Here is a 26,688-nt window from a genome sequence, read left to right on the forward strand (position 1 = left end):
CCTTTAATCACAGCCCTCGCACCCTATCCATCATGGTAAACATTTGAGTTACTGTATTTGAGTTACCGCACTTGAGTCACAACAAGGAGACACAATGAAAGCGTCCGTTGGGGCATTGCTGATGCAACTTTGGCAGCAGCGCGCGGTAACATTACTATTTCGCGTCTACGCAATTTATCTCGTCGTTTGCATACTGGTGGTGTTGCCACTGCTTAATTGGGGCGCGGGTGCTATTTACCAACAACAGATCGGGCGCATACTGCATTACGACCTGATCCATTTTAATCCGTTTACCCTTGCGATAACTGCGCGCAACATCCAAGACAATAACTCCGATGGCACCCCGCTCTGGTCAGCGCGCCGCATCCATATCGACCTGTCGCTGCTTCAAACGATGATTCATTTCGCACCCACGCTGGATGAAGTGGAGCTGGATGGGCTTTGGCTGCATCCGCAAAAGCTGGCCAACCACACCTGGAACTTTGATGATATCCGCCAATATCGCGCCGCCCAAGCAGCTGCAAATCCAACACCTGCGCCCGTTACCGATGAGAGTGAGCTGCCGGCGCTGATCATCAACCACACCCGGGTGACGATAGAGTCACTGCAATTTACCGATAGCACTAGCGCGGAGCCGTTTCACACCAGCCTCGATAATATCCAGTTTGAATTGCAAAACTTTTCCACGCTCGCTGACGAGAACCAGCCGTATCAATTGCAGGCGGCAATGGGAGATGGCGGTGAACTGATCTGGAAGGGTAATTTATCGATCAAGGGCGCACGCAGCCAGGGTGAATTGGCGCTCAACAATATCGACCTGCAACCGGTGTGGAAATATTTTAAATCGCAACTCAATTTCACCCTGCAAAAGGCGCATCTCAACCTCGAAGGCCAGTATCAATTGCGCTGGAAAAAAGACCTCATCTGGTCGCTGGAACAAGGTCAACTGGTTCTGGCAAATAGCAAATTGCGCAGCGGTAAAGCTAGCGCACGCGATGTTGAAATGAGCCTAGGCGAATTGAAACTGAGCGGGATTAGCGCCGCCAGCCAAACCCAACAACTGGCCGTAGCCGATGTGCAGGTCAACGGATTGCAGCTATCCAGCTGGAACCTCGGTGAGAGCAACGGTCTGGCACGCGCCTTTATCCTCAAAAGTATGGCGGGCGATGCACCGGCGGTTGATGCCAGCAATACACCTTGGGTAGTTATGGTTAACAAATTCGCACTCAATGATGCGGCCGTCGATTGGCGCGCTGGCGATCTGGATCAGCACCTGTTCAAGGCGCGCCAGTTAAACCTGACCGCTGCCAATATCGATACAAGCGGCGCCAGAGCAATGACCATCCAGCTCGCTACCAGTATCGACGAGAGCGCCCAGCTCGACCTCGCAGGGGAATTCAACCTCGCCAGCCGAGACGGCCAATTTGCAACCGAACTGACTGCCCTGCCCGCCGCCATTGCCCAGCCTTTACTCACCCCCTATGTGCGTGTCGATATCGTTAACGGGCAATTGCATACCAAGGCCGATGTGCAGATACGCAATGCGACCCCCACCCAAATTAAGAGCAGCGGCTCCATTACCGATATCAAGCTGCGACCAACCGCTGCGGCACAGGAGCTGCTGACCTGGCGCAGTTTGAAATGGAGCGACGCCCAGTTGGATTTAACCACTCAGCAAGTGGAAGTCCCATTGCTGGAATTAAGCGGATTCGACAGCCGTTTTGTGATCACCAAAGAAGGTAAAACCAATTTGCAGGCGCTCTTTCCCGAACCGCCCAACACTACCGCAACGCCCGATGCCGCTGCGCAAAATGGATCAATCCATCCATCAACCAATTCATCAATCGATTCACTAACCCGTGCCCGTGAACCCGCTGCGCCCTGGCATTTCAACCTGCACAAATTTGTGCTGGATAAAGCCTCGTTCCGCTTCAACGATGAAACCCTCACGCCTAACTTTACGGCAGCCGTGCAAAACTTTAGCGGTACTATGACCGGCCTCTCATCGGATACCAGCAAACCCGCGCTGTTCAAATTCCACGGCGATGTGGACGGCTACGCACCGGTCAACTTGCAGGGCAAAACCCAACCCTTCCTCACCCAACCTTTGCTGGATGCACGGCTCGATTTTGAAAACCTCGACCTCGGCGGCTTTAGCGGTTATTCCAGTACCTACGCTGGCTGGCGCATTGAGCGCGGCCTGCTCACTGCCAACTTGCACTACCGTCTGAACAAAGGCCTGATCCAGGGCGACAACCATATCGAGATGGACCAACTGCAATTGGGTGAACGGGTAGACGACGCAAAAGCGATGGACGTCCCCCTGCGTTTGGCGCTGGCGCTATTAACCGATGAAAACGGTCTCGCCACTTTGGATATAGGTGTGCGCGGCAACCAGAATGACCCGGGGTTTGATATCGGCAAAGTCATCCGCCAAGCGGTGCGCAATTCACTGGTCAAAATTGTGAAATCCCCGTTTACCTTGCTCGCCAAATTGGTTGGCAGTAAAGAGGATCTCGGCTACCTGCCGTTTAATTCCGGCTCATCGCAATTGCTCACCACTGCCACACGCAAACTCAACGCGCTGCAACAAGCGCTGAAAAAACGCCCGGAGCTGCGCATCGAACTGCGTGGAAGCTATGACCAAAATACCGATCTGCGCGGTTTGCGCCTGGCACAGGTCAAGCAGGTTTTACTGGAAGAGCATGGTTTGGAAAATAAAGACATCAAGTCCCAAAACGAGCGCTGGCAAAAAGCGGTGCTGGCGGAGTATCGCAAACTGGGTTTGAAAAGTGATACAGGACTAAACCCGGTACAGGTGCATGAGCAATGGCTGCAAACCGTCGTAATCGCGCCGGAAGCACTGATCCAATTGGCAGCGCAGCGCAGCATCAACGCCAAACAATTTTTGGTGCAACAGCTGAAAGTCGATAACAGTCGCGTGTTGATCAACTCCAATCTGGATTGCACCCAAGCCGACACTTGTAGCCGCCGCATAGTGAAGTTGGACCTGTCTGATTTGAACCAGACGCTAGCAACAGCTACTGACCGCTGAGTATTAATAACCGCAAATCTGATCGGATAGAGCCAGAGCAGCAAGACTCGAGTCTGGCGCATATTTTTGTAATTTGTGACGCAAGTCGGTAGTATCGCCGCCGGAATGTTTTGTGAATAGATAGATTGGTTCGTGCCCATAGGAGAAAAAGGCAATGGAGCAACATGTGAAAATGATGATTGGCGGTGCGGCCTTATTTGTACTGGGAGGTATTTCAGTTTACCTCCTCACCAGCCGGCCTGACGCTGCAATCCCACCCACTTACACACAACCCGCTCAAGCTACACCTGTTGCGGAGGTAGAATCTCCCGCCCCATCCAGCGCCGATGCAGAAACCAGCATTGCCAATGCCGAATCTTTTTACGAGGAGGCTGAAGCACGCCGCGAACAGCAACTTGCAGATAAAGCTGAAGCCGATAGGCTCGCCAAATTAACGGCAATTAAAGAGCGCAGCGTGGAGTGTAAGTTTTGGAAGCAACAGCAAAAAACATCCAGTGCTGCAGCAAAAATAGAAGAGAAAATTATTCAGTACTGCACACTGCAAACCAGCAGTAGCACATCGAGTGATAGCAGCACGCCCAGCAGCACTCCTGAATCAACAACTGCAAGTGCAGGCGCTTAACGGAAATCCACACCGGCACACATCCCTGTGCCGGTAACACAGATTAAAAGCGGTAATTAACGTTAGCTGACACGGCAGTGAAATCCCATGTCTCGTCCTCTTCGTCAACTTCGCCTTTCAAGTCATCGCGCACCAGCAAACGGTATTCAAGCCCAGCACTCAGCTGCTCGGTAATCGATGCACTCACACCTGCACCCACAGACGCGCCTGAAAAACTGAAGCTTTCTGTTTCGCCCTCAATCAATTCCTCATCATCGTAATACGCGTCTTCCTCAAATTTGAGGCGTACAGATGAAAAGCCAACCAGTCCATACAACTCTATCTGGCTGAAACTGATGCTAGGGCGATAGTAGAGCGACGCATAATTTAATGTCAGGTCAACACCCTCTTCACCGGCGTTGTCGGTGGTCCCCAATCGCATCTCAACGGTGGCCCATGGACTGTGGCTATAACCACCTATTAATTCAACGGCATTCCAGGAAGGTTCATCCCCTCCCTCATCCTCCTCCATTTCTTCGTCATCACCTTCATAACCAGGCTCATCGACTTTCAAATCGATTTTGGCAATTCCGAGTCCCGCATAAAAACCGCGGTCTTGTGGGTTGATATATTGGGAGCTGGAACCAGAGTCAGAGCTTGAGGATCTTCCACCCGAGAATCCAGAGAAACGATAATCCAAGCTGGCAGTGAAAGCATTAAGGTTTACATGCTCATCGCTATCATCCACGACCACACGGTACTCAAGATTAAAATTGAAGTTTCTGCTCACAGGAAAACCAACACCTGCTCCATAAGAAGGCCCAGCCAAAGACAGATCACTGCCCGTTTTGGCTTTAATATTTGCGCCGGCGAAGCCTAATAACAGATAGGTTTTGGCGGTGTCATTTGCACTTTCAGTACGATAGTAAAGCCCACCGTATAAAAGCTCGGGCGAACCGCCCACACCAATTCGAGACTCGACCCCAACAAAAGGGTTGTGTTTGTAACCGCCAGAAAGTTCCAATGCAGTCCAGTCCGGCTTTTCACTTATAGATGCATGTGCCTTGCCTGAATAATCAATTTGGCTTACACCAATACCCGCATAAAAGCCGGCAGGCTCAGTATTAACCGCTAAAGCAGTAACAGGTAAGGTTAGCAACCCGGCCGTTATTATCACTCGCATATTCCATTTTCCTTCTTAATTCAGTTGTTTTTTTGCTCTAACCACACTCACTCGCGGGCGAATCATACCCAATTCATCAATAAATACCAGCCAGAGCAATTTATCCCCATAATCCCCATGCGCCCTCGTAGGTCAACTTGATCCCCGCCAACAATAAAAACCCATAACTGATCCAATAAAAAATACGGTCAGATACGCGATGATGTAAATAAACACCGAGCCAGACGCCAAAAGGAGCAAGTGGTAACAACGCAAGCGATGTGAAAAATGACCCTCCACTGATCTGACCGAGCCAGACATAAGGAATCAGTTTTATAAAATTGATGATGGCAAAAAATAAAATCGTAGTGCCCGCCAATACGGATTTGGATAAATGTTGCGGCAATAAATAGATCGCAATTGGCGGTCCGCCCGCATGTGCAATGTAACTGACATAACCGGCAATGCTGCCCCAAAAACTGCCTGCGATTTTGTTGGGCCGCCGCTGCTCCAACCGTTCTAAAAAATGTTTACCCCATAAATAATGCGCAACAAAATAAATCGATAAAAGACCTATTATCACGCGCACCCAATCAGCATTGGTCATTTCAAATGTCAACGCCCCTGCAATAGTACCCAGCAATGCACCGGGTAATAAAATTTTTAGGTTGAGCTTGTCCCAGGTGCCACGAAAGCTCCACAGGCTGAACGCATCCATACTGCACAAAATCGGCAATAAAATCGCAGCAGCAAGACGGGGATCGATCATCAGCGATAGCAGCGGTACGGCGAGCGTGCCAAAGCCGCCGCCAAAACCACCTTTGGACATGCCGACTAAAACCACTACGGGAATGGCGAGCAGGTAAAACGAGAGATCACTGATCATAGGAAGGGCTGCGCAAGCTGATTGACTAAAGACCTTGGCAGCATGATGAAATTAAGCAAATTTATCCAGCGCTTCCCTGCGTCTGAACAAAAATTTATTGGCACACAATTATCTCTTCATTCTATTCGAGAGTGACGGGATAGTAGTCAAATTCGCAATAGCCGGAATTGGAATCGCAGACTTCGATAAACATGTACACTTTTTGCGGAATTTGATCAATCAGCGGATAAATATCTGTCTCATGCACAAATCCATCGCAGGACATATAAAAATCATTTGCATATTCACATACCCAATTGCCCGATTGATCGCAAGCGCGCCCCGCTCCGCACCGCTGCGAATGAATTAACAAACTGCCATTAATAGACGCCCTATCGTTAATTCTTAAAGATACCTGATAGTCTTCCAAGCTATTCACATCCCAAAAAATTTTGTAGCGTCCATCATTAATGAAAGGATTAAATGCGAGCGCCGGATGCTGAGGAGTAGCCGTGTCTGTGTTGTAGCTATCGACAATATCGTAAGCATACAATTCAGGAACATAGTCTTCATGAGGATCATCAACCGCAACAGTGTCACTGCCACAGCCGGACAAGAAAACAGAAAAGGAAAATAAAATTGCAGCGGGCAGGATTTTTATCATGGCACAGCTCCGTAGAAGTATACGATGTTAATGCTAGAGCTGAACCACTGAATCCCGCCTGAACAATTTAGGCCACAAAAAATTAATGCCGTAAGTGCAGTTGTGGTTTTAGATTTACCGAGCCATCTTCCTCCAGCTGTGCATGCTGGGTTGATTCCGAATTAGCAACCATCACTATCGGCTGCATAAACAATGGCCGACGCACAAACCACAGATGCCAGCCAAAACTCTCCAGGCTATGTAAAGCGAGCAACTGGGATTCATTAAGATAGCGTCCGAGATCGATAGGGACTGCTTTCTGGACACCACGCCGATTGTCAACAACGTGCTGTAAACGCTCAGCGAGAGTGGATTTGAAGGGTGATTTTGATGTTCCAGGTTCCGGCATGTTGCAACTCCCTTAACCAATTAACTAACCCTGTAGCAATTTTCATAGTGACGCGTGATAGGATTCACACTAAGTGTCGCGAGAATAATCAATATTGTCAAAAACCGTGTTGGAATATCCAGATGGGCTATCAGCATGCTTTTACATAATTGATATGCACAAATCACCCCGCTAACCGCTAGAATCAGCCCCATTATAAGAACGTTAACTCGGTCGCTTCACTCACACCAGAACAGGGTTTACTCCATGATCCACGCTTACTTAAACCACCCGGTTATCAAAAGACTTATATTCATCACCAGCCTTTGCATAAGCACCACAGCAATAACCAACAGCGCGATGGCAGATAGCTCCGAAACGGAACTACTTACAAACAAAGTCGAGCAGTTACGTCTGGCCATGGTTGACGGTGACGGTAAAGCCCTGCGCGCATTGTCTGCACCACAACTCAGCTATGGTCACTCAAGCGGCAATATAGAAGACCAAGCAGCATTTGTTGAAAAAATTGCCAGCGGCAAATCCGATTTCGTCACCATGGAATTGACGGACCAAACCATCAGCATTTCAGGTGATGTTGCGCTGGTGCGCCACAACCTGAATGCGGATATTAAAGATGGTGGTGTACCCAACACCATTCATTTGGGTGTATTACTGGTGTGGCAAAAACAAGCAGGCGATTGGAAACTACTCGCGCGCCAGGCATTTAAATATCCACCTAAAGCCCAATAAATAATCCAGAGAAAATGCTATGAAACTTTACGGCAGCTACACATCGCCTTTTGTTCGCCATGTGCGAGTGGTGTTATTGGAAACAGCGCAGCCTTGTGAATTTATCGAGACCGACCAAGCAGGCAGCACGGCAAAGTCACCCACGCAACGGGTTCCTTTTCTTGAGGATGGCGATGTGTTTTTAACTGACTCTGCATCGATCACCAAATACCTGCGCGAAAAAGCCGGGCAAGATTATTGTAAAAGCGCAAAGGAGTTGGATGATGTGTGTTTGGTCAATACACTTATGGATGCAACGGTAAATTTATTTTTTATCAAACGCGACGGCGTGGATGTAACTGCCGTACCTTACCTGCAACGCCAGGCAGCACGCATCCAGTCAACACTTGCAGAATTAAACCAGCAACAATGGCCGGCCAGTGCACCTTACAACGATGCCCAAATACGACTCGCCTGCTTTATCGGCTGGGCGAAATTTCGCAACCAAATTGATTTCTCCAGCTATAACAATTTGGAAAAATTTTATTCGGGCGCCCTTAACTATCCTCACTTTATAGCAACACAACCGCCGCAAGGTTAAGACAACCCTGACATCTTCACTTGTATGTCATACCCGCGAGCGCGGGTATGCATAGTACTAAAACACCAACCGTGATACCCCTTTTCTTAGCTGTTCAAAAAACACCCTTGCATTTCACATGACACTCAATATAATCAATAGTGTCACTTGATACGAGCACATTCCATGCACAGCAAAGCGGTTTCCATCTCAGACCTCAACCTTGTTGGCGACAGCGTCATTAGCGCCGCTGACGCCTTGGGACTTGCCCGCGAGCAGCTAGCCGAGGCGATTGGGGTCTCAGTGTCCACAGTTGCACGTATGAAAAATGGCTCATCACCCGTACCGGAGCAGAAGCCGTTTGAAATGGCGCTGCTGCTAATTCGCGTCTATCGCTCACTGTTTTCGATCCTCGGTGGCAATAGCGAGGCAATGAAGCATTGGATGAGCACTCCCAATCATCATTTAGGTGAAGAAGCACCCGCTGAACTTATCCGTAAAGCCGATGGGCTGACACGTGTGCTTTGGTATCTCGATGCCATGCGCGGGCGCATTTAAACCCCAAGCTAAGGATTGCAATGAAGGATCTGGCTGGATTGCTCGCGCCACATGTTATCGGCAGCTGCTGGCGCGTAGTTGAAACGCAGGAGACAGCGGCGACCATGGCGATCACCCACTCTGCTGCCGAGCAGAGCCGCCTGGAAGAATTATTGGATTCATCCAAACCCAAAATCCCGGCCGATTGCACAGGTCTTTCCTATCTGTTGATGACCCCTTTCCGCTATCCGCCACTGCGCTACGGCTCACGTTTTGGCACCACTTGGGAGCGCGGCATTTTTTACGGGTCGTGCGAATTAAAAACCGCCTTTGCGGAAACTGCTGTTTATTTTTGGCTATTCCAGCAAGGCCCAACAACACTGGGACCACTGGAGCAAATCCGCGATCAGCGCACCGCGTTTTCAGTGAAGTTAATTAGCCAGAAGACGCTGGATTTGCACAGCGATAACTTCACGCTAACACAGGATAAAATCAACCGCCCCGACTCTTGGGACTTCACCCAACAACTTGGCAAACAATTGCGCGAACTGGGCACTGAATTTATTGTTTATCCCTCAGCGCGGCTTGCCGGCGGAAAAAATATCGCCATATTTTCACCGCTCGCTTTCGCCGAAAAAGAACCCGCGCAACAACAGCTGTGGCACGTGCGTTTCACCACGGATTCCTGTGTATTTGTGCGCGCGGGCATTAGCGATGGATTTGAATTTTATCGCCAGGATTTTTCAGTGAATGGCAAAATTCCGCATCCATCACTATTGGGTTAGTTATCCAAACACCCGCTTCGCCCAAACCCCCAAACCCGCCGCCACACTGCCAAAGTGATCGCCATCGACAATCGCGATTTCATCGCCGAATAATTCGCGGATCAGGTTGCGGATTAACGGCGATTTAGCGCTGCCGCCGGTGATGTAGACGACATGCGGTTTTATACCCGCCTGTAGGGTTGCCTCACTGATTAACGCGGCAATTTTTTGCAGGAGTTGTGCACTGGCTTCAGCGTAATCGCCTGCGCTGCATTCAGGCGCTAAAGTTGGTTCAATAAAATCCAATGGGAAACGATGCCGTGCTTGTGATGAGAGCGCGATTTTCCCCAGTTCCGCTTCACGCACTACAGCAAAATTATGTCTGCCTTCGCGCATTTTTATAAAGCGCTCCAGCAATTCCAGCTCATAGGTTTCACGCGTTAATCGCTCTAGCAAAAAACCAGTTTTGGCATCGTAAAATTCGGTTTGTGCACCTATATCATTAATTGCCATCGCATTGACAAAGGGCATCAAGGGCATAGGCAAGCCGGTTTTTAATGGCGATAACATACCGAAATGCGGCATCAGTATTTTTTGTGCGAGCTGGATATCAAAATCATTGCCACCGATACGCTCGCCAGTATGACCTAAAAAATCCTGCGCACGATCCAATTGCTGAATATGTTGCGGCCCCATCAACACCATGGAGCAGTCGGTAGTACCACCGCCTACATCCACTACTAACACGGTTTTGTTTTCAGTCAGACGCGTTTCAAAATCAAAGCCGGCCGCGAGCGGTTCAAACAAAAATTCGATATCGGTGAAGCCGACACGCTTGCCCGCCGCTGCCAAAATAGTTTGCGCTTGCTGGTTGCTCTCTAGTGCATTAATACCTTGGAAATTTACTGGGCGTCCAATTACCACCTGGGTGATATCTGCTTGCAAATGCTGTTCAGCACGATTTTTAATATTGAGCATCATAGCCGCAACAACATCTTCAAAAAAATCGACCGACTGCTGGCGCAAGCCGCTTGCGCCTAAAAAAGATTTTGGCGATTTAATAAAATAGCCTTCACCGGGTGCGCTGATGTAATGCGCGATTGCCTCACTACCAAAAAAAATACCCTCGCCTACCTGATCGAGATCATGTTCGATTTTCCCCGCACGCGCCTGACTCAACAGTGCCGCACGGCTCTGGGCATAGCTGAGCTTGTCGCTCTCATCCGTCAACTGCGCTGCAATCAGCTCTGCGATAAATGAGCGCTCCAGCGCATAAAGTGTCGAAGGCACAAATGCATCGCCACCATAGAGTGGAATTAATTGCGCCGTGCCATTCTCAATAAATGACATAGCACAATTGGATGTACCGTAATCAAAGCCAACAAACATAAATCAATTCCAACAACTGCAGAGATAAAAATAATATTCAGCACAACCTATTCTGCCGATAAATAACGGCGTTCAAGATGGGCTTTAAAATAACGTGCATTCAGTGGTTCACCGGTAGCGGCAGTCATCAACTCATCAGTCGATAACAAACTTCCCTTGGCCCAAATATTATCCTTGAGCCACTGGAACAATTCACTCAAATTACCCGCAGCGATTTTTTCCCGCAGCTGCGGAATAGCGCGATCTGCCGCAGCAAATTCTTGTGCAGCATACATTGCGCCCAATGTGTAGGATGGAAAATAACCGAAAGAGCCACCTGCCCAATGGATATCCTGCATACAACCGTTGCGATAATTTCCTTCCGTTGATAATCCCAAATAAGCCTGCATTTTTTCATTCCAGAGTGCGGGAATATCATCAACTTCAATATCGCCTTCAATCAATGCACGCTCAATTTCGTAGCGCAAAATCACATGGGCAGGATACGTCAACTCGTCGGCATCCACGCGGATAAAATCGCGTTTCATACGTGTATTAACCGAGTAGAGATTAGCGTCAGTAAACGCAGCATCCTGCTCTCGCCCGAGCAATTTTGCAGCCATGGGCGCTAACAATCTGGTGAATTCTGGCGAGCGCGCCAATTGCATTTCAAAAAATAAACTTTGCGATTCATGCACACCCATTGAACGCGCCTCACCCACCGGCAAACCCGTCCATTGCGCCGGCAAATTTTGCTCATAACGCGCATGGCCGGTTTCATGGATCACACCAAACAGCGCTTTCATAAAATCGCTTTCATCGTAGCGCGTGGTAATACGCACATCGGTAGGCACACCGCCGCAAAATGGATGCGCGCTCACATCCAAACGGCCGTGGGTAAAATCAAAACCAAGCAATTGCATGACCGCCATACCCAATTCTTTTTGCTGCGCAATCGCAAAAGGCCCCTGCGGCATTATGAACGTTTTGCGTGCTTGAATATCCGCTGCGCGCTGGATAAATTCCGGCAGCCAGGTTTTGACCTCACCGAACAATACATCCAATTTTTCACAGTTCATGCCCGGCTCATAAAGATCCAGCATCGCATCGTAGCGGCTCACCGATGTGCCCGCCGCACGAATTTTCGCCTCTTCACGCGCTAATTCCACCACTTTCGCAAGGTTGGTTTTAAAGCCCGACCAATCATTATTTTTGCGCTGTTCGCGCCATGCATGTTCGCAAGTCGAATTAGCGAGCGATTGCGCCATCACCAAGTCTTCCGGTAATTGATTCGCCTGTTGCCAGCGGCGTTTGATCGCAGTGAGGCTCACTGTTTGTTGTGCATCCAGCGTTTCCGTTTCTGCAGCCGCAATCCAGTCCGCCAATTGCGGTGCAGTGGTGAGCTGATGAATTAATACCGACAATTCCGCCATAGCCGCACCGCGTGCGTCATTGCCGCCGTCGGGCATCACCGCGGCCTGATCCCAGGAGCAAATTGCATCCAAATGATTGAAGTGCGAAATTTTTAAAAAATGTTGGTGTAACTGTTGGTATGACATAGAAACTCTCATCCAGATAATAATGTGCAAGTGCAAAATACACACTGCAATTTAATCGCCATTAGATCAATTCAGCGATTTATTTGCACGCAATCGTTCGGCCATCAAATCAATAAAGCTGCGAATTTTTGTCGCGGCATAACGGCCTTCGCGATGCAAAATATGGATCGGCACCGGTGCTGGCTCAAATTCACTCAACACAATTTTCAACTTGCCGGATTCCAACTCAGGTGCAACCTGATATGACATTACGCGGGTAATACCCAAACCGCGCACCGCCGCTTCAATCGCAGAATCATTGCTGGTCACACTTAAACGCGGCTTGATCCGCACAGTGAATGGCTTGTCATCCTGCATAAAACGCCACTCGATATTTGTACCCAGATTGGTCGCCACGATAATGGGGTGATTGGTTAGCGCCTCCGGATTGCCGGGCAAACCATTGCGGGCAAGGTAATCCGGCGAGGCACAGAGCACCCGGCGCACACTGCCCACACGCAGCGCTTTAAAACTGGAATCGCCCAGTTCGCCAATGCGCAGCGCAACATCCACACCCTCTTCCAATAAATTCACCACGCGATCCACAAATAACGCCGACACTTCAGTCGCCGGAAAACGCTGCAAATAATCCACTATGCCCGGCATCACATAGATGCGCCCGAACAGCACCGGTGCGGTCACCGTCAAATGCCCGCGCGGCTCAGTGTTGATACCGATGGCAGCCTCATCTGCTTCATCCGCCGCCACAAGCACGCGCCGCGCGTCTTCCAGATAGCGCTGCCCGGCGTCGGTGACGCGCACATAACGCGTGGTGCGATTCAGGAGCCTAACCCCGAGGCGCGCCTCCAGATCGGCCACCGCGCGCGTAGCAACTGGCGGCGATATGCCCAAACGCCGCGCCGCCGCTGCAAATCCTTCGGATTCAGCGACCGCAACATAAATCTGCATTTCGGTGAGTCTATCCATGGATTATTCCAGTTTTGAAAACAATCAATTAATAAACGTGAGTATTCTTCACATTGATGGCAATTGGCAATATGGGTTCCACAGATTTGTTAGTCACCTTACGAGGAACACACCATGAGCCGTATCAACACCGTCACCAATCAAACCGCCTCTGCCGAACAGGCCGCACTGTTTAGCGCTATCGAGCAGCAAATCGGCAGAGTGCCCAATTTCCTGCGCGTATTTGCCAACTCCCCCGCCGCGTTGCGCGCATTTCTCGGCCTGTACGGAATTGCCAATGAAGGCAGTTTGAATGCACAAACCCGCGAGCGAATCGCACTCGCATTAGCGCAACAAAACGCCTGCGAATATTGTTTATCGGCGCACACCGCGATTGGTAAAAATGCAGGATTAAACGGCGCCGAGATTGAAGCTAATCGCAACGGCACCAGTCAGGATGCCAAAGCAGCCGTAGCCGTAAAACTGGCGCGCTCGCTGGTCGAGCACAAGGGCGACATCACCACCGCTGAAATAATTGAAGCGCGCAATGCAGGCTATTCCGATGCAGAGATAGTAGAAATAATTACCCACGTTGGCATGAATTTACTGACCAATATTTTGGGCAAAGCCAGCCGTGTGGAAATTGACTTCCCCAAAATTGCACTGAATGACTAAACGCAAATCGATGCTGTGAATATCCGCGTTATCAACGGAGGAGCTAATTATGTCGCGCGCATTTTCTGATATCACTTTCACACCAAGCGTTAAAGCCACACAGGAACAATACGGCACCCGCGAAGGCAATCGCAATTTTGAATTGGCGGATGATCCACGCAATGAATTAACAGAAACTGAAATTCAATTCATTCAGGCGCGCGACAGTTTTTATCAGGCGACAGTAGCGGAAAATGGCTGGCCGTATGTGCAACATCGCGGTGGCCCGATTGGCTTTTTAAAAGTGCTGGATGCGCGCACCATTGGTTTTGCCGATTTTCGCGGCAATCGCCAATACCTGAGCGTGGGCAATATTAATGCAGATGATCGCATCAGCATGATACTTATGGATTATCCACGGCGCCGCCGGTTAAAGCTTTGGGGCCGCGCGCGTATTGTGCATGAGAGCGAACAACCGGAGATTATTGCTGCGCTGGAAGATCCCACGTATCGCGCTCGCATCGAGCGGGCGATTGTAATCACCATCGAAGCGTTTGATTGGAATTGTCCACAGCACATTACGCCGCGTTTTAGCGAAGATGAAATACGCGCGTATGTGGAGCCCATCATTACCGAGAATGAAAATTTAAAAGCACAATTGCAAATATTGCTAAAAAACCAACCAACCGATTAATCAGTCACTGAAAAAAGGAAAGACAACCCATGCTGACACTTTATGAATTTGGCCTATCCGGCAACTGCCACAAGGTTCGCCTGTTGCTATCGCTATTGGGTTTGCAATACCAAAGCAAGTTGCTGAACAGTGCTGCACGCGAACACAAACGTGACGATTTTTTACGTTTGAATCCTTTTGGACAAACGCCAGTTTTAACCGATGGCGATACGGTTGTGCGCGATAGCCAAGCAATTTTAGCGTACCTCGCGCGCACTTATGGTGCTGATGACTGGTTTCCACAAGATCCAGCGAAGGCAGCCGAAGTGATGAGCTGGCTTTCAACCGCTGCCAATGAAGTGGCGCGCGGCCCCAATGCAATGCGCCTGCATCACAAATTTGGCCGCGCCATAAATATGGACGAAGCCACGCAAATTACCGCTCAACTATTATCGGTATTAAATTTGCATTTACGCTCACATCAGTGGCTCGCCAATAACACACTGACGATTGCCGATATTGCGGTCTATCCCTATATCGCATTGGTCAATGAAGGCAAGTTTGATATTGCACCTTATGTGTATGTGCAAAGCTGGATGAAGCGAATAGAACAGTTGGCCGGATATGTCAGCATGCCCGGCATACAACATTTTGCAGAATAATCGTTTTAATTTTCTTGTAGAGGTAATTACGCATGACTGAATCACGCCCACCATTACCACCCTTCACCCGCGCAACTGCCATCCAGAAAGTGCGCGCCGCCGAAGATGGCTGGAACAATCGCGACCCACACAAAGTATCACTCGCTTACACAGTTGACAGCCAATGGCGCAATCGCCATGAATTCCCTAAAGGCCGGGCGGAGATTGTGGAATTTTTAACGCGCAAATGGACGAAAGAAAAAGAATATCGATTAATTAAAGAGCTGTGGGCTTACGAAGGTAACCGCATCGCCGTACGTTTTGCCTACGAATGGCACGACGATGCAGGCCAGTGGTTTCGCTCCTACGGTAATGAAAATTGGGAATTTGATGAAAACGGCTTGATGCAAAAACGTTACGCAAGCATTAACGATTTACCTATTGCAGAAAGCGAGCGGAAATTTCATTGGCCGCAAGGCCGCCGCCCCGATGATCACCCAGGCTTGAGTGATTTAGGGTTGTAATATTCTTTAAATTAAACCATGAAAAATGCCGCAACATATGCGCAATGCTGTTTACTTAAGATTATTTTCAGCTTTGTTTAGTCGTCATCCTCGCGAAAGCGGGGATCCATAAACCGCGATTGTTATCGTAAAGCTGGACTCCCGCGTTCGCGAGAGTGACGACAAATCCTTAAGTGAACAGCATTACGCAACATGTGCGGCATTTTTTTTGCGCTAAACAATTAGCAATCAACAAATTGTTTATTTAACGACTGAGCCAAACACGTCAAAGTAGGTCGGGAAAGTTTTGGCTGTACATTTCGGATCATTAATACGCACAGGTACGCCGCCAAAAGTCGCGAGCGAAAAACACATCGCCATACGGTGATCGTCGTAGGTATCAATCGCCGCATTCGCAATTAAATTTTTCACCGGCGTAATGCGCAACCAATCTTCACCTTCTTCCACTATTGCGCCGAGCTTGCGCAACTCCGTCGCCATCGCCGAAATACGATCGGTTTCTTTCACACGCCAGCTGGCGATATTGGTCAAGCGCGAGGGGCCATCGCAAAAGAGCGCAACGACGGCGAGCGTCATGGCCGCATCGGGGATGTGGTTGAAATCGCGATCAAAAGCTTTGAGTGGCAATGATGGAGCGGAGGCTTCAATCCAGTTTTCCCCTTTGGTAATGGTCACACCGATTGCTTCCAGCGCATCGGCAAACGCAACATCGCCCTGGATACTCTTTGCGCCCACACCCTGCACACGCAGCGGGCCAGCACCCAGAGCGCCCGCAGCGAGGAAATAAGACGCAGAAGACGCATCGCCTTCTACATATACAGTCGTCGGGCTGGCATAACCGGTCGCCGCTGGAACAGTGAAACGTTCCCAGCCATCGCGCACTACGTTTACGCCGAACTGCGCCATCAACTTGAGGGTGATTTCAATATAGGGTTTTGAGATCAGCTCACTCACCAATTCGATTTGGGTTTCTTTGCCAGTCATCGGCAATGCCATCAGCAAGGCCGTAAGGAATTGGCTAGAGACGTCGCCACGAATTTTGATGCTGCCATTAGCAGCGATTTGCGCGGGCTTGATCAGCAAGGGTGGAAAGCCTTCCTGCCCGAGATAAGTAATGTCCGCGCCGATTTGACGCAATGCATCCACCAGATCGCCAATCGGGCGCTCGTGCATACGCGCAACGCCGTGCAATTTGTAAGTCCCGCCACTCAGCGCCAGCGCTGCCGTCAGCGGGCGAAACGCAGTACCGGCGTTGCCAAGAAACAGATCCGCCTCTTTATTAGGAAAGCTACCGCCGGTGCCTACCACGCGATAATCGTTCTCTCCCGTTTTAGTCACACTCACGCCCAAAGCCGCCAAGGCTTCCAGCATGCGGTCGGTATCGTCAGATTTCAGCAGATCGCGGATATCCGTCTCCCCTGAGGCCAGCGCCGCCAGCAACAAGGTGCGGTTGGAGATACTCTTGGAACCGGGCAATTGCACAGTGCCCTGGGCGCGGGTAACGGGAGCGAGATCGAGAAATTCCATCGTGGACCTGTTTAAAAAGTGGAAGGCCGAGGGAGGCCAAAAAAAGAAAGTGCGCATCATACCCGCATCAGTCCTCGCCCGCACCCCTGAAGTTCTCGCCAACCACGAATTTGGGGTTGACAGCCCGCCCCTCTATCGCCAAAATGCGCGCCTCATTTATGGCTAGATAGCTCAGCCGGTTAGAGCACAGCACTCATAATGCTGGGGTCGGCGGTTCAAGTCCGCCTCTAGCTACCATATAAGAGAACCCATCCCGCATCTGCGGGGTGGTTTTTTCAAGAGACTTGTGTCTGAAGATGCGTTTCGTTAACTAACTGTTAATGAGGACATCGAAGATGCCAGCAAAGTCTAAAATCTACGGAATAATATGCACTAAAGGCGGTGTGGGTAAAACCACAATTACGGCTAATCTCAGTGCAATATTAGCGGATATGAACCAGCGTGTTTTACTGGTTGATGCCGACCCCCAGCAATCCCTCTCCCGCGTTTACCCACTTGAATACCAAGCACCGTTTGGCCTGACCCAGGTTTATCGGTCTGCCAATGCCGACTCGTGTATATCCAAAACCAACATCCCCAATTTGGATATCGTAATCAACGATGACCCGCAAGGCGAGCATATAACCACCTTTTTACGTGAGTCAGTCACTCACTTTCAGCACCTCTATGTTGCCTTACAAGCACTGGATTACGACTACATCCTGATAGATACACAGGGTGCTAAAGGAATCATCCAGGAATCTGTAATTTTTGCTGCCGATATCCTTATCTCCCCCATTAAACCCCAAGTTCTCGATACCCGAGAGTTTCTGCACGGCACGATTGAGTTAGTGAATAAATTCAAGCCGCGCCCTGGTTTTATGAGCGTAACTGGCCGCCCACTTCCACCGATCAAAGTTTTGATCAACATGTGGGACAGAACCAGCACAGCCTCCGGCATTGCCAACGAATTACGCAGCCAATTTGATCAAGCGGTCGATGGCCAAGTCACCGTACTCAATACCGTTATCCCTCTGCTAAAGCCCTATTCAGAAGCCAACGGCCTAGGTATCCCAGTCCATCGCCATGAAGTGGCTCGCTCAGGTCCTACAAAATCAGCGCTCTACACCATGCTGGAGCTGATCCAGGAGCTTGAGCCAAAACTGCTGGGCATCAAACCCCAGTGGAAAGCAGTGTAAGGAGACGAAAAATGGACAAGCATGTCATCAACGCTTCACTGGTCCCTGCTCATGCAGAGGAACAATTGGATTGGGTTCACTCACTGGAGCCAACCCATATCAATCTGGTACCGGACACTGTAGCCCCCATAACACGCATCGGAAAATCGCGCCTCTTTGAGAACTCGATTGCAGGGAGCGCCGCTGATGAACGATAAAAATAAAAGTGCCGCTGCAGGGATCGGAGCTTTACTGCAAAAGCCTCACTTTGGCGGCAACACCGCTGGCGCAATGCCTCCCGATCCGGCCATTCCAACACGAATCATTGCCACTCTCGATGAGGTGGTGGCCTACGTGGACAACCCGCGCCAAACACAAAACCCAATGTTCGATGAGATTAAGGAATCCATCCGAAATCGAGGGCTTGACCATGCACCCAATGTGACCCGTAAAAATCCAGCTGACCCTTACATGATTAAGGATGGTGGAAATACGCGATTGCAAATTCTCCGGGAGCTATGGGAAGAAACGGGTGATGAAAAGTTCTATCGGTTGAACTTGATGTTTCACCCTTGGAAAAATCAGCTGGATATGCTGATTGGTCACGCCGTTGAAAACGAATTGCGTGGCGGGATGCTTTTTATTGAGCGTGCATTGCATGCGAAGAAAATTAAACAGGAGATTGAAGAAAGCGAAAATATTTCACTTTCTACTAATGCGTTTGCTAAGCGCCTTACTGCAGAAGGTTGGTCGATGAATGATTCCAACCTTGGACAGATGCTCTACGCTGAGGAAACCTTATTTCCAGTTATACCTGAGGCGTTTTGGTCTGGGATTGGAAGGGACGCTGTAAAAAAAATTAGGAAGCTGCTCGACAGTTGCCGCACCTATTGGGAGTCAGTAGCTCAACCGGAGGAAGGTGATTTTGATGGAATCTGGAAAGCTGTATTCCAACGATTGGATGGCGATGGATTCGATGTGGAAACTGCCGAGTATCAATTATGCGGCGAGATGGCGCAGAAGCTGGATGGCCCCGTTTTATCTGTCACTGCGCAAGTACAAGCGATTGGCGGTGGCCGCAAAGATAATCTGACGCGCCCCACCCATCTGGTGATCGAGCCACCCACGGAGCCAGAGCGCAAACCTACGCCACCAACAAAGGGAGCTAGCGCAAATAAACCGGAAACTGCCGTTCAGCGTGGAACTGAACAAAAAACACAGGAAGCTGGTAGCGATGAAACCTCAGTCGGAGTGCAGAGCACATTTGCTTCGCCTCCGGAGAATGTAAGAGCGACAGAGGAAGCTGGTGGAGTCCCGCCGATAGCCTCTGTGCCCTTTCAACCCAATATGGATGGCCCATCGATAGATGAAATTTTGGGCTTCCGCAAGTACGGCCTCGGGGAGATTCCCGCTGGTACTCCTCTACTCTATCGGCTTTACCCGCAAGACGACACGCTCACACTGCAAGAGCGTGCGGCTAATGCAGCGTATCAATATGCCAAAACATTTCAGCTTGAAAGCGCACTGGTAAACCTTTGTGGTCAACCTGGCAGGCATATCGGTTTTGATGTGTTACCTCGCGGGATTACGCAGATGGATGCGCAGGGCGCACATTGGGCAACACTGCATGTATACGCCAACATTTTATCGTTCGATCGACACAATAAATTAATCAACGATTGGGCGGCCATGAATGGAGGCGAATTCAATATCGATGATTTTGTCGAGGTAATGACACTCATCACCGTTGCTCGCTCAACGATGATGGGCATTTTGGCTCGCGACGAGAACAACAAAGCCTATGGTCAGCTTTGGGAGTGCTTGTGCGAACTAGAAGCGGTTAGTGGTGTTCTTTTGACCCGAACACTTGAAGAATCTGCACGCTTTGATGATGAGCCAAATCCTGCCTTTAGCAGCACTCAAAGCAATGGAGGTGCATGATGCAAAATCATTACCTCGCATTAATTAATCAACAAATCCTGTTAGCGGCGGCCGATGCGCTACGCACGCAGGATGCCCACCTCATTAATCAATTGGGACTCGGCTCGATTGATGAAACTACTGCAAACCAACTCAAGCAAGTCAGTGCGGATCGCTTGGCATGTTTAAGCAACTTTCGCGGCACCTTGCTGGATGTGCGCCTCAACGCGCAAAACCTGCGTATTTTTCTCGGTTTCGCCAATGACAAGGTGGGCGAAGATGACCTCATCAACAAGGCCATACGCGCCGGTATGCGCCAGACCATGCTCGAAGAACTGAAAGGTATAGGCCGTAGGGAGTTTTCCTCCCGGCGTGAACGCATGGGGTTACCGGAACATACACGCGGGCGAATTGAAGTGCTGGGCGAAAGTGATGAACTCAAGGTTCTAAAAGTTTGGGGAAAGTTGACGCATATCAGCGACCCCTTGGAACGATACCTGGCACTACACAGTGAGACCGGTATTGGATTGGATCAGGCCTATATCACCATCAAACAGTTAGCCTGACCTAATAAGGAATGTGTGCGATGAATGTTGAGCAATCAGACCTATGACACCAAGTAAAAAAATAAAAACGGAAAAACCTATATCCGATACGGAGCTGGTTCTTCCGAGCATTCAGCGACAGATTGAGCGCGCGCAACGCGAGCTTATTGAAAACAGAACAACGCTGGATGGGGATGATGGGATGGCGGTGCTGTTTACCGGCAATCACCATGATGCGTTTCCGCGCTTCCTTGTTACCAATTCGGAACTGTCGCCCAATGAAAAAATTACATGGCAAGTGATTCGCCTTTCTATCAGCGATCCAAATCGCCCTGGTTCAACGCCTCGACGCGATGATCTGGCGGCAATGATTGGTTGCACTGCCCCTACAGTGACAGCGTGTAGAAATATGCTGCGCATACGTGGGTGGATGGTGTTTTGTCGCTCTGTGCGTGAACGTGGACGGTTTGTGGGAAATATTTATCTTCTGCACGATGAACCCCTCGCACTGCAATCCATCCTTGAACTGGATCATACCTATGTTGAATTTTTGGAGACGCAGGTCGCATCAACCAGTCGTCGCCACAAAACAGCTGCCGCTGAGGTGTTGCGTCGCATTGATGAAATGAAGACCGGTTTACAGCCTACAGAAACCGATATGTTGGGCATGCGAATAGCACGGACAATGAATAACACCAGCACACCGGTGTCGCATAAAGACCAGAGCAATTTATTTTCTCTGGTGGATTTCGAGGAAATACAGAGTGATGAGAGTGACCTCAACGAAGAATCAATAGGTTACGGCACGAACATAAACGACCAGAGCAAGTATTTTGCTGTGGAAGATGGTTCGAAAATAGATCGAAAAACCAACCAGAGAAAAAAATTTGCTCCGGTGGAAAAAGAAATTATTTTTTCGCAGGGTAGTAGTGGTAGTTATATTAATAATAAAAATATATCTACTGCGCGTGTGCACGCACAAGGCGAACAGCAAAACACTTCCGCTCCTCAGCCAACAGATCAAGAAACACAATCGCCGCCCAGTTCGTTGGATGACTATCGGGAAATTACCGCAATGGGTCGCTGGGGTGGCCCTTATGACGAATCCGTTTGGATTCGCAAACATATCCCGATACTCACCGCAGAACCGCTTGAACGATACGTCCTAAGTTTGTACGCCGGTCGCTCAAACCTGCTGCCTGCGATTTACCGAAAATTAAAACACTTGCAGCCGCATGACCGTGAAATGTGTCTGTACCAGCTGCTTGGACGTGTTGCAAAACAAGATCATGGGTGGGTACCGGAACCCCTGCGAGATCCAATCGGTTATTTATCGGTATTGGTCAATATTCAGGAAAAAAGTGGGCTGGTGCCGGATGAGTGGGCATTGGAGCTGATCCGTTGCGTGAAAGAAAAATCAAAACCGAATTTTGTAGATTCACCAATGTTGCTTGCGATACGGGGAAAGTGGGAAGGCGAATTATGAGCTACGGATTTAAGTTGGGTTGGTTACCCAATCTTTGGATTGCTAGTGGTTAAAATCCGGTCGCCGACCGAGCTTTAAAATTAAATTTGTGGTTCGGTCGGCGACCGGATTATTTGAATTTGGTGCTGAGCAACTTTGAGGTGTAGTGATAAATGGGGGTTATGACTTCGGTCGCCGACCGAACATTAAGGTTTAAATAAATTTAACTAAACAATCAACAAAGAGGATTGATGCGATGGATGATCAAAAATCACAGAGTGGTGAAAGTGTAAGTGCGAGTTCAGTTGTGGTTGGTACTGTTGATTCTGGTGCTGTCAGCAATTCGAAAGTAAACATTAAAACGAGAGCTGGTAGTGGCACTGATACAAAAGTGCGAAAGTCGAGTGGAATGGGAAACAGTAAGTTGTTTTCTGCTGTTATATCTCCTGATGCTGAGGCGGAAGTGACTGAGTTTGATTCTGCAAAACCACAATGGAATCGACCTGGTGTGAGCGATGGCGTCGTGCGTAGTAATCAATCAGTACCAAAGGCAATGCAAATGGGTGCATCGATGAAGCTGCACAGTCATCTTGCGATCAACATGTTTCGTGGTCGTCGCGGTGATTTGGCCAAAGGACAACGACCCATTATTGGCTTGGCACGATTTGCACGGCAGGTCTCTTTGGTGTGGTCGGCGGCCGAGCAGGATGATCCCTATGCGGATCAAAGTTTGATTGAGGTCGAGAGATTCCATGATGAGACAAAGAAAATATTGAGTGGGAGAGAAAAAACCTTAGGTGAATTAATTTCGGGAATGGAAGGCCTTACGGTGGGCTTGCAAACCAGCACTCAACCAGCAGCAATTGATTTACAGTTTTACTGCCCGTGGTCATATAGAGCGGCATTGCTGTTGTTGCAATTTGACCGAATAGTTCGTTTGGGTCTGACTGCGAAGCATGTTGGGTTTATCGGTGATGAAGAATGGAAAGGCGTGGTTTCGGATTCAGGTCGCGCACTACGTCACTTGTTCGCTATACCAAATCACTGGATAAACACCGGTGCAACCCGAGATGATTTGCGCAAGAACACAAAGGTGGCAAAACGCGCAATCGCTATGTACAACGATGTTAAGGAAGGTCGGCTGGTGTTGAGTAAGGATGTTTTGAGCGGTAATACTAGGGCTGCACTTGCACCGCAAAACCGTGCACTGGAAAAATTCCTTGCCAAAAGTAAGCAAGAAGTAGCGACGAATTAAATAGCACTGGGTAGTTTGGGTTTTTATGCACGAAAATATTTCGCAGCAGAGTATGAATATGATTGATTCACAAGTTACGAATATGTTGTTGATGGACCGTTCTTTAAAAGGCCTTTTAATGGATAAGGGCGGTGAAGGTCTGGAAGAAAAGATTCAAACGTTACTGCGAAAAATTGGATTAATTCAATTGGCTATGGAAAGTATTGTAGAGCAGCAACGCTATAGCCGTGAGCAATCGAATTGTGATTGTCTGGATATGTATCTTGCGCTGAATCTGCGAGCAGGCTTAGGCAAGCAGGAGGCTGAGTATATTAAGGCGCAAGGAGTTAGTGTGATCCAGATCAGCCAAACACGCATGGCACCAGTCTTGGAGTGGCGCGCGCGTAAGGGTTTTGCGGATGAATATGGATATGCCAGCACTCGACGTATTCATGCGTTTAACAAGGTGCATCCACATTACACTCAGGTTCGGGAGTATGTGGAGAAAACATGTCCTGGGTATTATGAAAAACTAGCTGGGTATGACGCAGTCCGAGTAACGTTAAATAATTCACTCAAGAGTATTCGAAAGTCTGTTGTTGATTTAACAGTATTAGCAGAAGAGTCGGGATATCCCTCTGATGTCGAGCGGGAAGCTGAGAAGTTGTCCAAGCGAATTTTTAAAAGTCTGCCGGACAGTGAGGCGATTGCCCAGGTATTGAATCAATTGTATTGCTAGCGAAAGATAAAGTGTGTCTCGGGACACGAATAAACGGTTTATTAGGAGCTGGCGTTATTGGAAACTGATCTTGTTTTGATGTACAGCCCATTAACCGCTGGCGCGGACACAACCGACGATTACAAGCCTAGCAACCTCTTTGAATGGAAAACAGCGTAATGAATAAAGTTCTAAACACAAACGACATTCCTTCGCTAACTGAAAGTCAAAAGTCGGAGCTTTTCGATTATATGAATTTTCTGGTTGCACGAAACAATGCGGTTTTTAGTTTAGCTCACATGGTATTTGGATTGGTTTTGATAGTCATAGTTTTGCTATATGTCAGACCTACCCTGAACGCACTGGTAAATAATTACGAGTTCACACCAGTTATGCTGGTATTTGCTTTATGGATGGCTTTACCTGCTGCCATTGCGATTCTGGCCGTCGCTCTTATAGGCGTCTGGAAAAATCGAGCATGGAATTTCCCTTTGTATAATTTTGGAGTAAACCAAGCTCGCGCAAATTTTAATGAAAAATATGGTTTGGATATAAGCGAACTAAGTGTGAAAAAGATATGGGCAGGCACTGTTGGCAAAGATAGATGATGTCGGCATCATCTATCTTTGCACTATGCAAATCAGAGTCAAAGAGCAACACTTTAAATTTTGTATTTTTCATTATGGGCTGCAATTATGAAAAATGGTGACTTAATAAATTCAATATTACTTCTCATTGTTGTTTTTGCAGTTCAACAAATTCCCGCCGTTGTCTCATGGAGCACTGCATACCTTGAAGGTAAATTCTTTCTCTCTTTTATTTACATGATTTTGCCCGTCTTATTTTCGGCAACTCATTTCGTCGGGAAAATCTATATTGATATTGTTGATCGCAAATATGAGGAGCATGCTATGAGCAAATTTTCCGATCAAGTAATGGCCATGACGCCGCGCGAACTTGAAAATGGAGACTGGAGAATAGTGATGAACGCGCTCATTGAAGCCAAGGAACGATTTGCACACCTTGACCTTGGAAATCAAAGTTGGCTTGATGCACCGATTGCAATTGCAAAGGAGCGTTCAACTACTGTTGATCCAGTTTTCACTAAATCAAACCTATGCTAAAAACAGATATTTATTGTGGGACTCTACCAGCAGAAGTTACTCGGTCAACTTAAACAGTCTTCACTGGTGACTGAGCAGTACCGACTTATCGCCGAGCTGCTGGATGAAGGATTAAAAGCTTCTGAGATAGCCAAAAAATCAACTCTTAGTGACTACACGGTACGTCATCACGCAAGGTTACACCGAAAGTTAACTCAATCTGTAAAAGATTTATTCCTCTCTGAAAAAATTACCTTTTCATTGGCAAGGGCAATTGCAGGACTACCCGAGGAGCAGCAAGAGGCCGCTGCGCGCAAAGCTTTAGCAAAACACACCAGTGTTAAAAACTTTCGCAGTTCATTGCGACAAAATGATGACCAGCAATTAGTGAGAGAGCTTGAACGATTATCCGATCAGCTATCGTCTCTCTCCGGATTAGATATTCAGATTACTGCGGACAAAGGCAATAGCCGCGCAGGACGCTGGATTATTCGTTATACCGATTTATCGATGTTTGACACCATTACTGAAAAAATAATAGGCAAGCGTTCACTCGATGAATTTTGAACACGCCTTATACGTTTTGATTGCCGCATTAATTACTCCCTCCTAATACACTGCAATTGTTGCAGGACCCTCAACAATCCGACGCAACAACATTGTCTTTCCTTGGCGCTGCATAAGCGCCTTTTTTTCGCATAAAAAATGAAAGTTTAATTGCACAGACCAATGTGGATTATCGGCTTTTTATTGCACGTTAATCCTTGGAAGATAAAGCGGTTGTATCCCAACTCTTTTCTATGTTCTATGGATGATAAGTTATGAAGAATTTCTTTTTTGGCGAAGGCAATATTGGCCGTGATCCTGTATTGAAATACATTTCAGTTAAGGGAGCACAAAAGCCCGTACTGGAATTTGATGTGCGTTTTTCTTACGACAAGCTGAATGCTGAATCGGGTGAGTACGAAGATAACGGTGGATTTTGGGCAAGCGTAAGCTTTTGGGGCAAGCGCGCCGAGAGCGCACACAAGGTTTTGAAATCAGGTGTACGTGTTTTTGTGATCGGCGAGCAATCGCAGGATGAATTTATTGCCACCAAAGGTGAGCGTACCGGGCAGGTACTGACTTCGACCAACATCAGCGCATCGCATGTTGGCCTTTCTCTGTTGGGTATTGAGTCAGTCAATTTTACCCCTCGTAAAACCAAACCCCTTCCCGCTGGTACCGGTACTGATGCTGATGGAGTTATTGATACTGCTGGCAATGTCGATAACACACAAACTGAAGCCGAGTATTACGCACAACAATCAGGTCGCTAAGACTTACAGGGA

At 48.5% G+C, this 26,688-nt stretch carries 29 protein-coding genes and 1 tRNA gene; 22 read left to right on the forward strand and 8 right to left on the reverse strand.

What is annotated here, in order from left to right; all coding sequences use genetic code 11:
• The first annotated feature begins 94 nt into the window (after positions 1 to 94).
• Together B4E62_RS04285 and B4E62_RS04290 are read left to right on the forward strand one after the other, a co-directional pair.
• Positions 95 to 3,055 carry a DUF748 domain-containing protein gene (locus tag B4E62_RS04285; RefSeq protein WP_331351186.1) on the forward strand — a complete coding sequence of 987 codons (2,961 nt, stop codon included), beginning with the start codon at positions 95 to 97 and terminating at the stop codon, positions 3,053 to 3,055.
• Positions 3,056 to 3,221: 166 nt separating this feature from the next.
• Entirely contained in the window at positions 3,222 to 3,677 is a 456-nt protein-coding gene (locus tag B4E62_RS04290) for a hypothetical protein (RefSeq protein ID WP_310072936.1), read from the forward strand.
• Between the two features lie 43 nt (positions 3,678 to 3,720).
• Here B4E62_RS04290 and B4E62_RS04295 read toward each other — a convergent pair whose 3' ends face one another.
• The 4 genes from B4E62_RS04295 to B4E62_RS04310 form a co-directional block, all read right to left on the reverse strand.
• Positions 3,721 to 4,839 carry an outer membrane beta-barrel protein gene (locus B4E62_RS04295; protein WP_331351187.1) on the reverse strand — a complete coding sequence of 373 codons (1,119 nt, stop codon included), beginning with the start codon at positions 4,837 to 4,839 and terminating at the stop codon, positions 3,721 to 3,723.
• A gap of 100 nt (positions 4,840 to 4,939) precedes the next feature.
• On the reverse strand, positions 4,940 to 5,704 hold the full coding sequence (locus B4E62_RS04300; protein WP_310072940.1) for a sulfite exporter TauE/SafE family protein: 765 nt from the start codon (positions 5,702 to 5,704) through the stop codon (positions 4,940 to 4,942).
• A 121-nt stretch (positions 5,705 to 5,825) separates the two neighbouring features.
• A complete protein-coding gene (locus B4E62_RS04305; RefSeq protein ID WP_310072941.1) occupies positions 5,826 to 6,347 on the reverse strand; it encodes a hypothetical protein in 522 nt (173 codons plus the stop codon).
• 82 nt (positions 6,348 to 6,429) lie between these two features.
• On the reverse strand, positions 6,430 to 6,735 hold the full coding sequence (locus tag B4E62_RS04310; protein WP_310072944.1) for a hypothetical protein: 306 nt from the start codon (positions 6,733 to 6,735) through the stop codon (positions 6,430 to 6,432).
• 246 nt (positions 6,736 to 6,981) lie between these two features.
• Here B4E62_RS04310 and B4E62_RS04315 point away from each other — a divergent pair, with 246 nt between their 5' ends.
• The 4 genes from B4E62_RS04315 to B4E62_RS04330 all read left to right on the forward strand — a co-directional run bounded on the left by B4E62_RS04315 (position 6,982) and on the right by B4E62_RS04330 (position 9,345).
• On the forward strand, positions 6,982 to 7,464 hold the full coding sequence (locus B4E62_RS04315) for a nuclear transport factor 2 family protein (protein ID WP_331351188.1): 483 nt from the start codon (positions 6,982 to 6,984) through the stop codon (positions 7,462 to 7,464).
• 19 nt (positions 7,465 to 7,483) lie between these two features.
• A complete protein-coding gene (locus B4E62_RS04320; protein ID WP_310072947.1) occupies positions 7,484 to 8,044 on the forward strand; it encodes a glutathione S-transferase in 561 nt (186 codons plus the stop codon).
• A 165-nt stretch (positions 8,045 to 8,209) separates the two neighbouring features.
• Entirely contained in the window at positions 8,210 to 8,581 is a 372-nt protein-coding gene (locus tag B4E62_RS04325; RefSeq protein WP_310072948.1) for an XRE family transcriptional regulator, read from the forward strand.
• A 20-nt stretch (positions 8,582 to 8,601) separates the two neighbouring features.
• Positions 8,602 to 9,345 carry an RES family NAD+ phosphorylase gene (locus B4E62_RS04330; protein WP_331351189.1) on the forward strand — a complete coding sequence of 248 codons (744 nt, stop codon included), beginning with the start codon at positions 8,602 to 8,604 and terminating at the stop codon, positions 9,343 to 9,345.
• Here B4E62_RS04330 and yegD read toward each other — a convergent pair whose 3' ends face one another.
• The 3 genes from yegD to B4E62_RS04345 form a co-directional block, all read right to left on the reverse strand.
• On the reverse strand, positions 9,346 to 10,713 hold the full coding sequence (gene yegD / locus B4E62_RS04335; RefSeq protein ID WP_331351190.1) for a molecular chaperone: 1,368 nt from the start codon (positions 10,711 to 10,713) through the stop codon (positions 9,346 to 9,348). It abuts the gene before it with no gap.
• A gap of 47 nt (positions 10,714 to 10,760) precedes the next feature.
• Positions 10,761 to 12,251, reverse strand: coding sequence for a carboxypeptidase M32 (locus B4E62_RS04340; RefSeq protein WP_331351191.1), 1,491 nt, complete (start codon positions 12,249 to 12,251; stop codon positions 10,761 to 10,763).
• Positions 12,252 to 12,317: 66 nt separating this feature from the next.
• Complete coding sequence (locus B4E62_RS04345) at positions 12,318 to 13,217, reverse strand: LysR family transcriptional regulator (protein WP_331351192.1); 900 nt, start codon at positions 13,215 to 13,217, stop codon at positions 12,318 to 12,320.
• 114 nt (positions 13,218 to 13,331) lie between these two features.
• Here B4E62_RS04345 and B4E62_RS04350 point away from each other — a divergent pair, with 114 nt between their 5' ends.
• The 4 genes from B4E62_RS04350 to B4E62_RS04365 are packed head-to-tail and all read left to right on the forward strand — an operon-like array spanning position 13,332 to position 15,688.
• On the forward strand, positions 13,332 to 13,871 hold the full coding sequence (locus B4E62_RS04350) for a carboxymuconolactone decarboxylase family protein (protein ID WP_331351193.1): 540 nt from the start codon (positions 13,332 to 13,334) through the stop codon (positions 13,869 to 13,871).
• A 49-nt stretch (positions 13,872 to 13,920) separates the two neighbouring features.
• On the forward strand, positions 13,921 to 14,544 hold the full coding sequence (locus B4E62_RS04355) for a pyridoxamine 5'-phosphate oxidase family protein (RefSeq protein WP_331351194.1): 624 nt from the start codon (positions 13,921 to 13,923) through the stop codon (positions 14,542 to 14,544).
• Positions 14,545 to 14,573: 29 nt separating this feature from the next.
• The gene (locus tag B4E62_RS04360) at positions 14,574 to 15,185 is read left to right on the forward strand and encodes a glutathione S-transferase family protein (protein ID WP_310072962.1); all 612 of its coding nucleotides are present in this window, start codon (positions 14,574 to 14,576) and stop codon (positions 15,183 to 15,185) included.
• Positions 15,186 to 15,217: 32 nt separating this feature from the next.
• Positions 15,218 to 15,688 carry a nuclear transport factor 2 family protein gene (locus B4E62_RS04365; protein ID WP_310072963.1) on the forward strand — a complete coding sequence of 157 codons (471 nt, stop codon included), beginning with the start codon at positions 15,218 to 15,220 and terminating at the stop codon, positions 15,686 to 15,688.
• A 240-nt stretch (positions 15,689 to 15,928) separates the two neighbouring features.
• On the opposite strand, the gene aroA is transcribed toward B4E62_RS04365, so the two are convergent.
• Positions 15,929 to 17,215: a 3-phosphoshikimate 1-carboxyvinyltransferase gene (aroA, locus tag B4E62_RS04370; RefSeq protein WP_331351195.1), complete on the reverse strand. Its 1,287-nt coding sequence runs from the start codon at positions 17,213 to 17,215 to the stop codon at positions 15,929 to 15,931.
• A 160-nt stretch (positions 17,216 to 17,375) separates the two neighbouring features.
• On the opposite strand from aroA, the gene B4E62_RS04375 reads away from it, so the two are divergent.
• From B4E62_RS04375 to B4E62_RS04430, 12 genes are all read left to right on the forward strand, one after another.
• A tRNA-Met gene (locus tag B4E62_RS04375) sits at positions 17,376 to 17,452 on the forward strand.
• A 98-nt stretch (positions 17,453 to 17,550) separates the two neighbouring features.
• On the forward strand, positions 17,551 to 18,393 hold the full coding sequence (locus B4E62_RS04380) for a ParA family protein (protein WP_331351196.1): 843 nt from the start codon (positions 17,551 to 17,553) through the stop codon (positions 18,391 to 18,393).
• Between the two features lie 11 nt (positions 18,394 to 18,404).
• Positions 18,405 to 18,590 carry a hypothetical protein gene (locus tag B4E62_RS04385; RefSeq protein ID WP_331351197.1) on the forward strand — a complete coding sequence of 62 codons (186 nt, stop codon included), beginning with the start codon at positions 18,405 to 18,407 and terminating at the stop codon, positions 18,588 to 18,590.
• Positions 18,580 to 20,313, forward strand: coding sequence for a ParB family protein (locus tag B4E62_RS04390; RefSeq protein ID WP_331351198.1), 1,734 nt, complete (start codon positions 18,580 to 18,582; stop codon positions 20,311 to 20,313). Before B4E62_RS04385 ends, B4E62_RS04390 begins: the two co-directional genes overlap by 11 nt.
• The gene (locus B4E62_RS04395; protein WP_331351199.1) at positions 20,310 to 20,858 is read left to right on the forward strand and encodes an STY4526/YPO1902 family pathogenicity island replication protein; all 549 of its coding nucleotides are present in this window, start codon (positions 20,310 to 20,312) and stop codon (positions 20,856 to 20,858) included. Before B4E62_RS04390 ends, B4E62_RS04395 begins: the two co-directional genes overlap by 4 nt.
• 43 nt (positions 20,859 to 20,901) lie before the next feature.
• Positions 20,902 to 22,323: a hypothetical protein gene (locus tag B4E62_RS04400; protein WP_331351200.1), complete on the forward strand. Its 1,422-nt coding sequence runs from the start codon at positions 20,902 to 20,904 to the stop codon at positions 22,321 to 22,323.
• A 235-nt stretch (positions 22,324 to 22,558) separates the two neighbouring features.
• Positions 22,559 to 23,557 carry a PFL_4669 family integrating conjugative element protein gene (locus B4E62_RS04405; protein ID WP_331351201.1) on the forward strand — a complete coding sequence of 333 codons (999 nt, stop codon included), beginning with the start codon at positions 22,559 to 22,561 and terminating at the stop codon, positions 23,555 to 23,557.
• 58 nt (positions 23,558 to 23,615) lie between these two features.
• A complete protein-coding gene (locus B4E62_RS04410; protein ID WP_331351202.1) occupies positions 23,616 to 24,275 on the forward strand; it encodes a hypothetical protein in 660 nt (219 codons plus the stop codon).
• Between the two features lie 158 nt (positions 24,276 to 24,433).
• Positions 24,434 to 24,862: a hypothetical protein gene (locus B4E62_RS04415; RefSeq protein ID WP_331351203.1), complete on the forward strand. Its 429-nt coding sequence runs from the start codon at positions 24,434 to 24,436 to the stop codon at positions 24,860 to 24,862.
• Positions 24,863 to 24,949: 87 nt separating this feature from the next.
• Positions 24,950 to 25,378, forward strand: coding sequence for a hypothetical protein (locus B4E62_RS04420; protein ID WP_331351204.1), 429 nt, complete (start codon positions 24,950 to 24,952; stop codon positions 25,376 to 25,378).
• A 15-nt stretch (positions 25,379 to 25,393) separates the two neighbouring features.
• Positions 25,394 to 25,924 carry a hypothetical protein gene (locus B4E62_RS04425; protein WP_331351205.1) on the forward strand — a complete coding sequence of 177 codons (531 nt, stop codon included), beginning with the start codon at positions 25,394 to 25,396 and terminating at the stop codon, positions 25,922 to 25,924.
• Between the two features lie 254 nt (positions 25,925 to 26,178).
• The gene (locus tag B4E62_RS04430) at positions 26,179 to 26,676 is read left to right on the forward strand and encodes a single-stranded DNA-binding protein (protein WP_331351206.1); all 498 of its coding nucleotides are present in this window, start codon (positions 26,179 to 26,181) and stop codon (positions 26,674 to 26,676) included.
• The last annotated feature ends 12 nt before the right edge of the window (positions 26,677 to 26,688 follow it).

The sequence above is a fragment of the Cellvibrio sp. UBA7671 genome, assembly GCA_002483145.1.
Lineage (GTDB): Bacteria > Pseudomonadota > Gammaproteobacteria > Pseudomonadales > Cellvibrionaceae > Cellvibrio > Cellvibrio fibrivorans.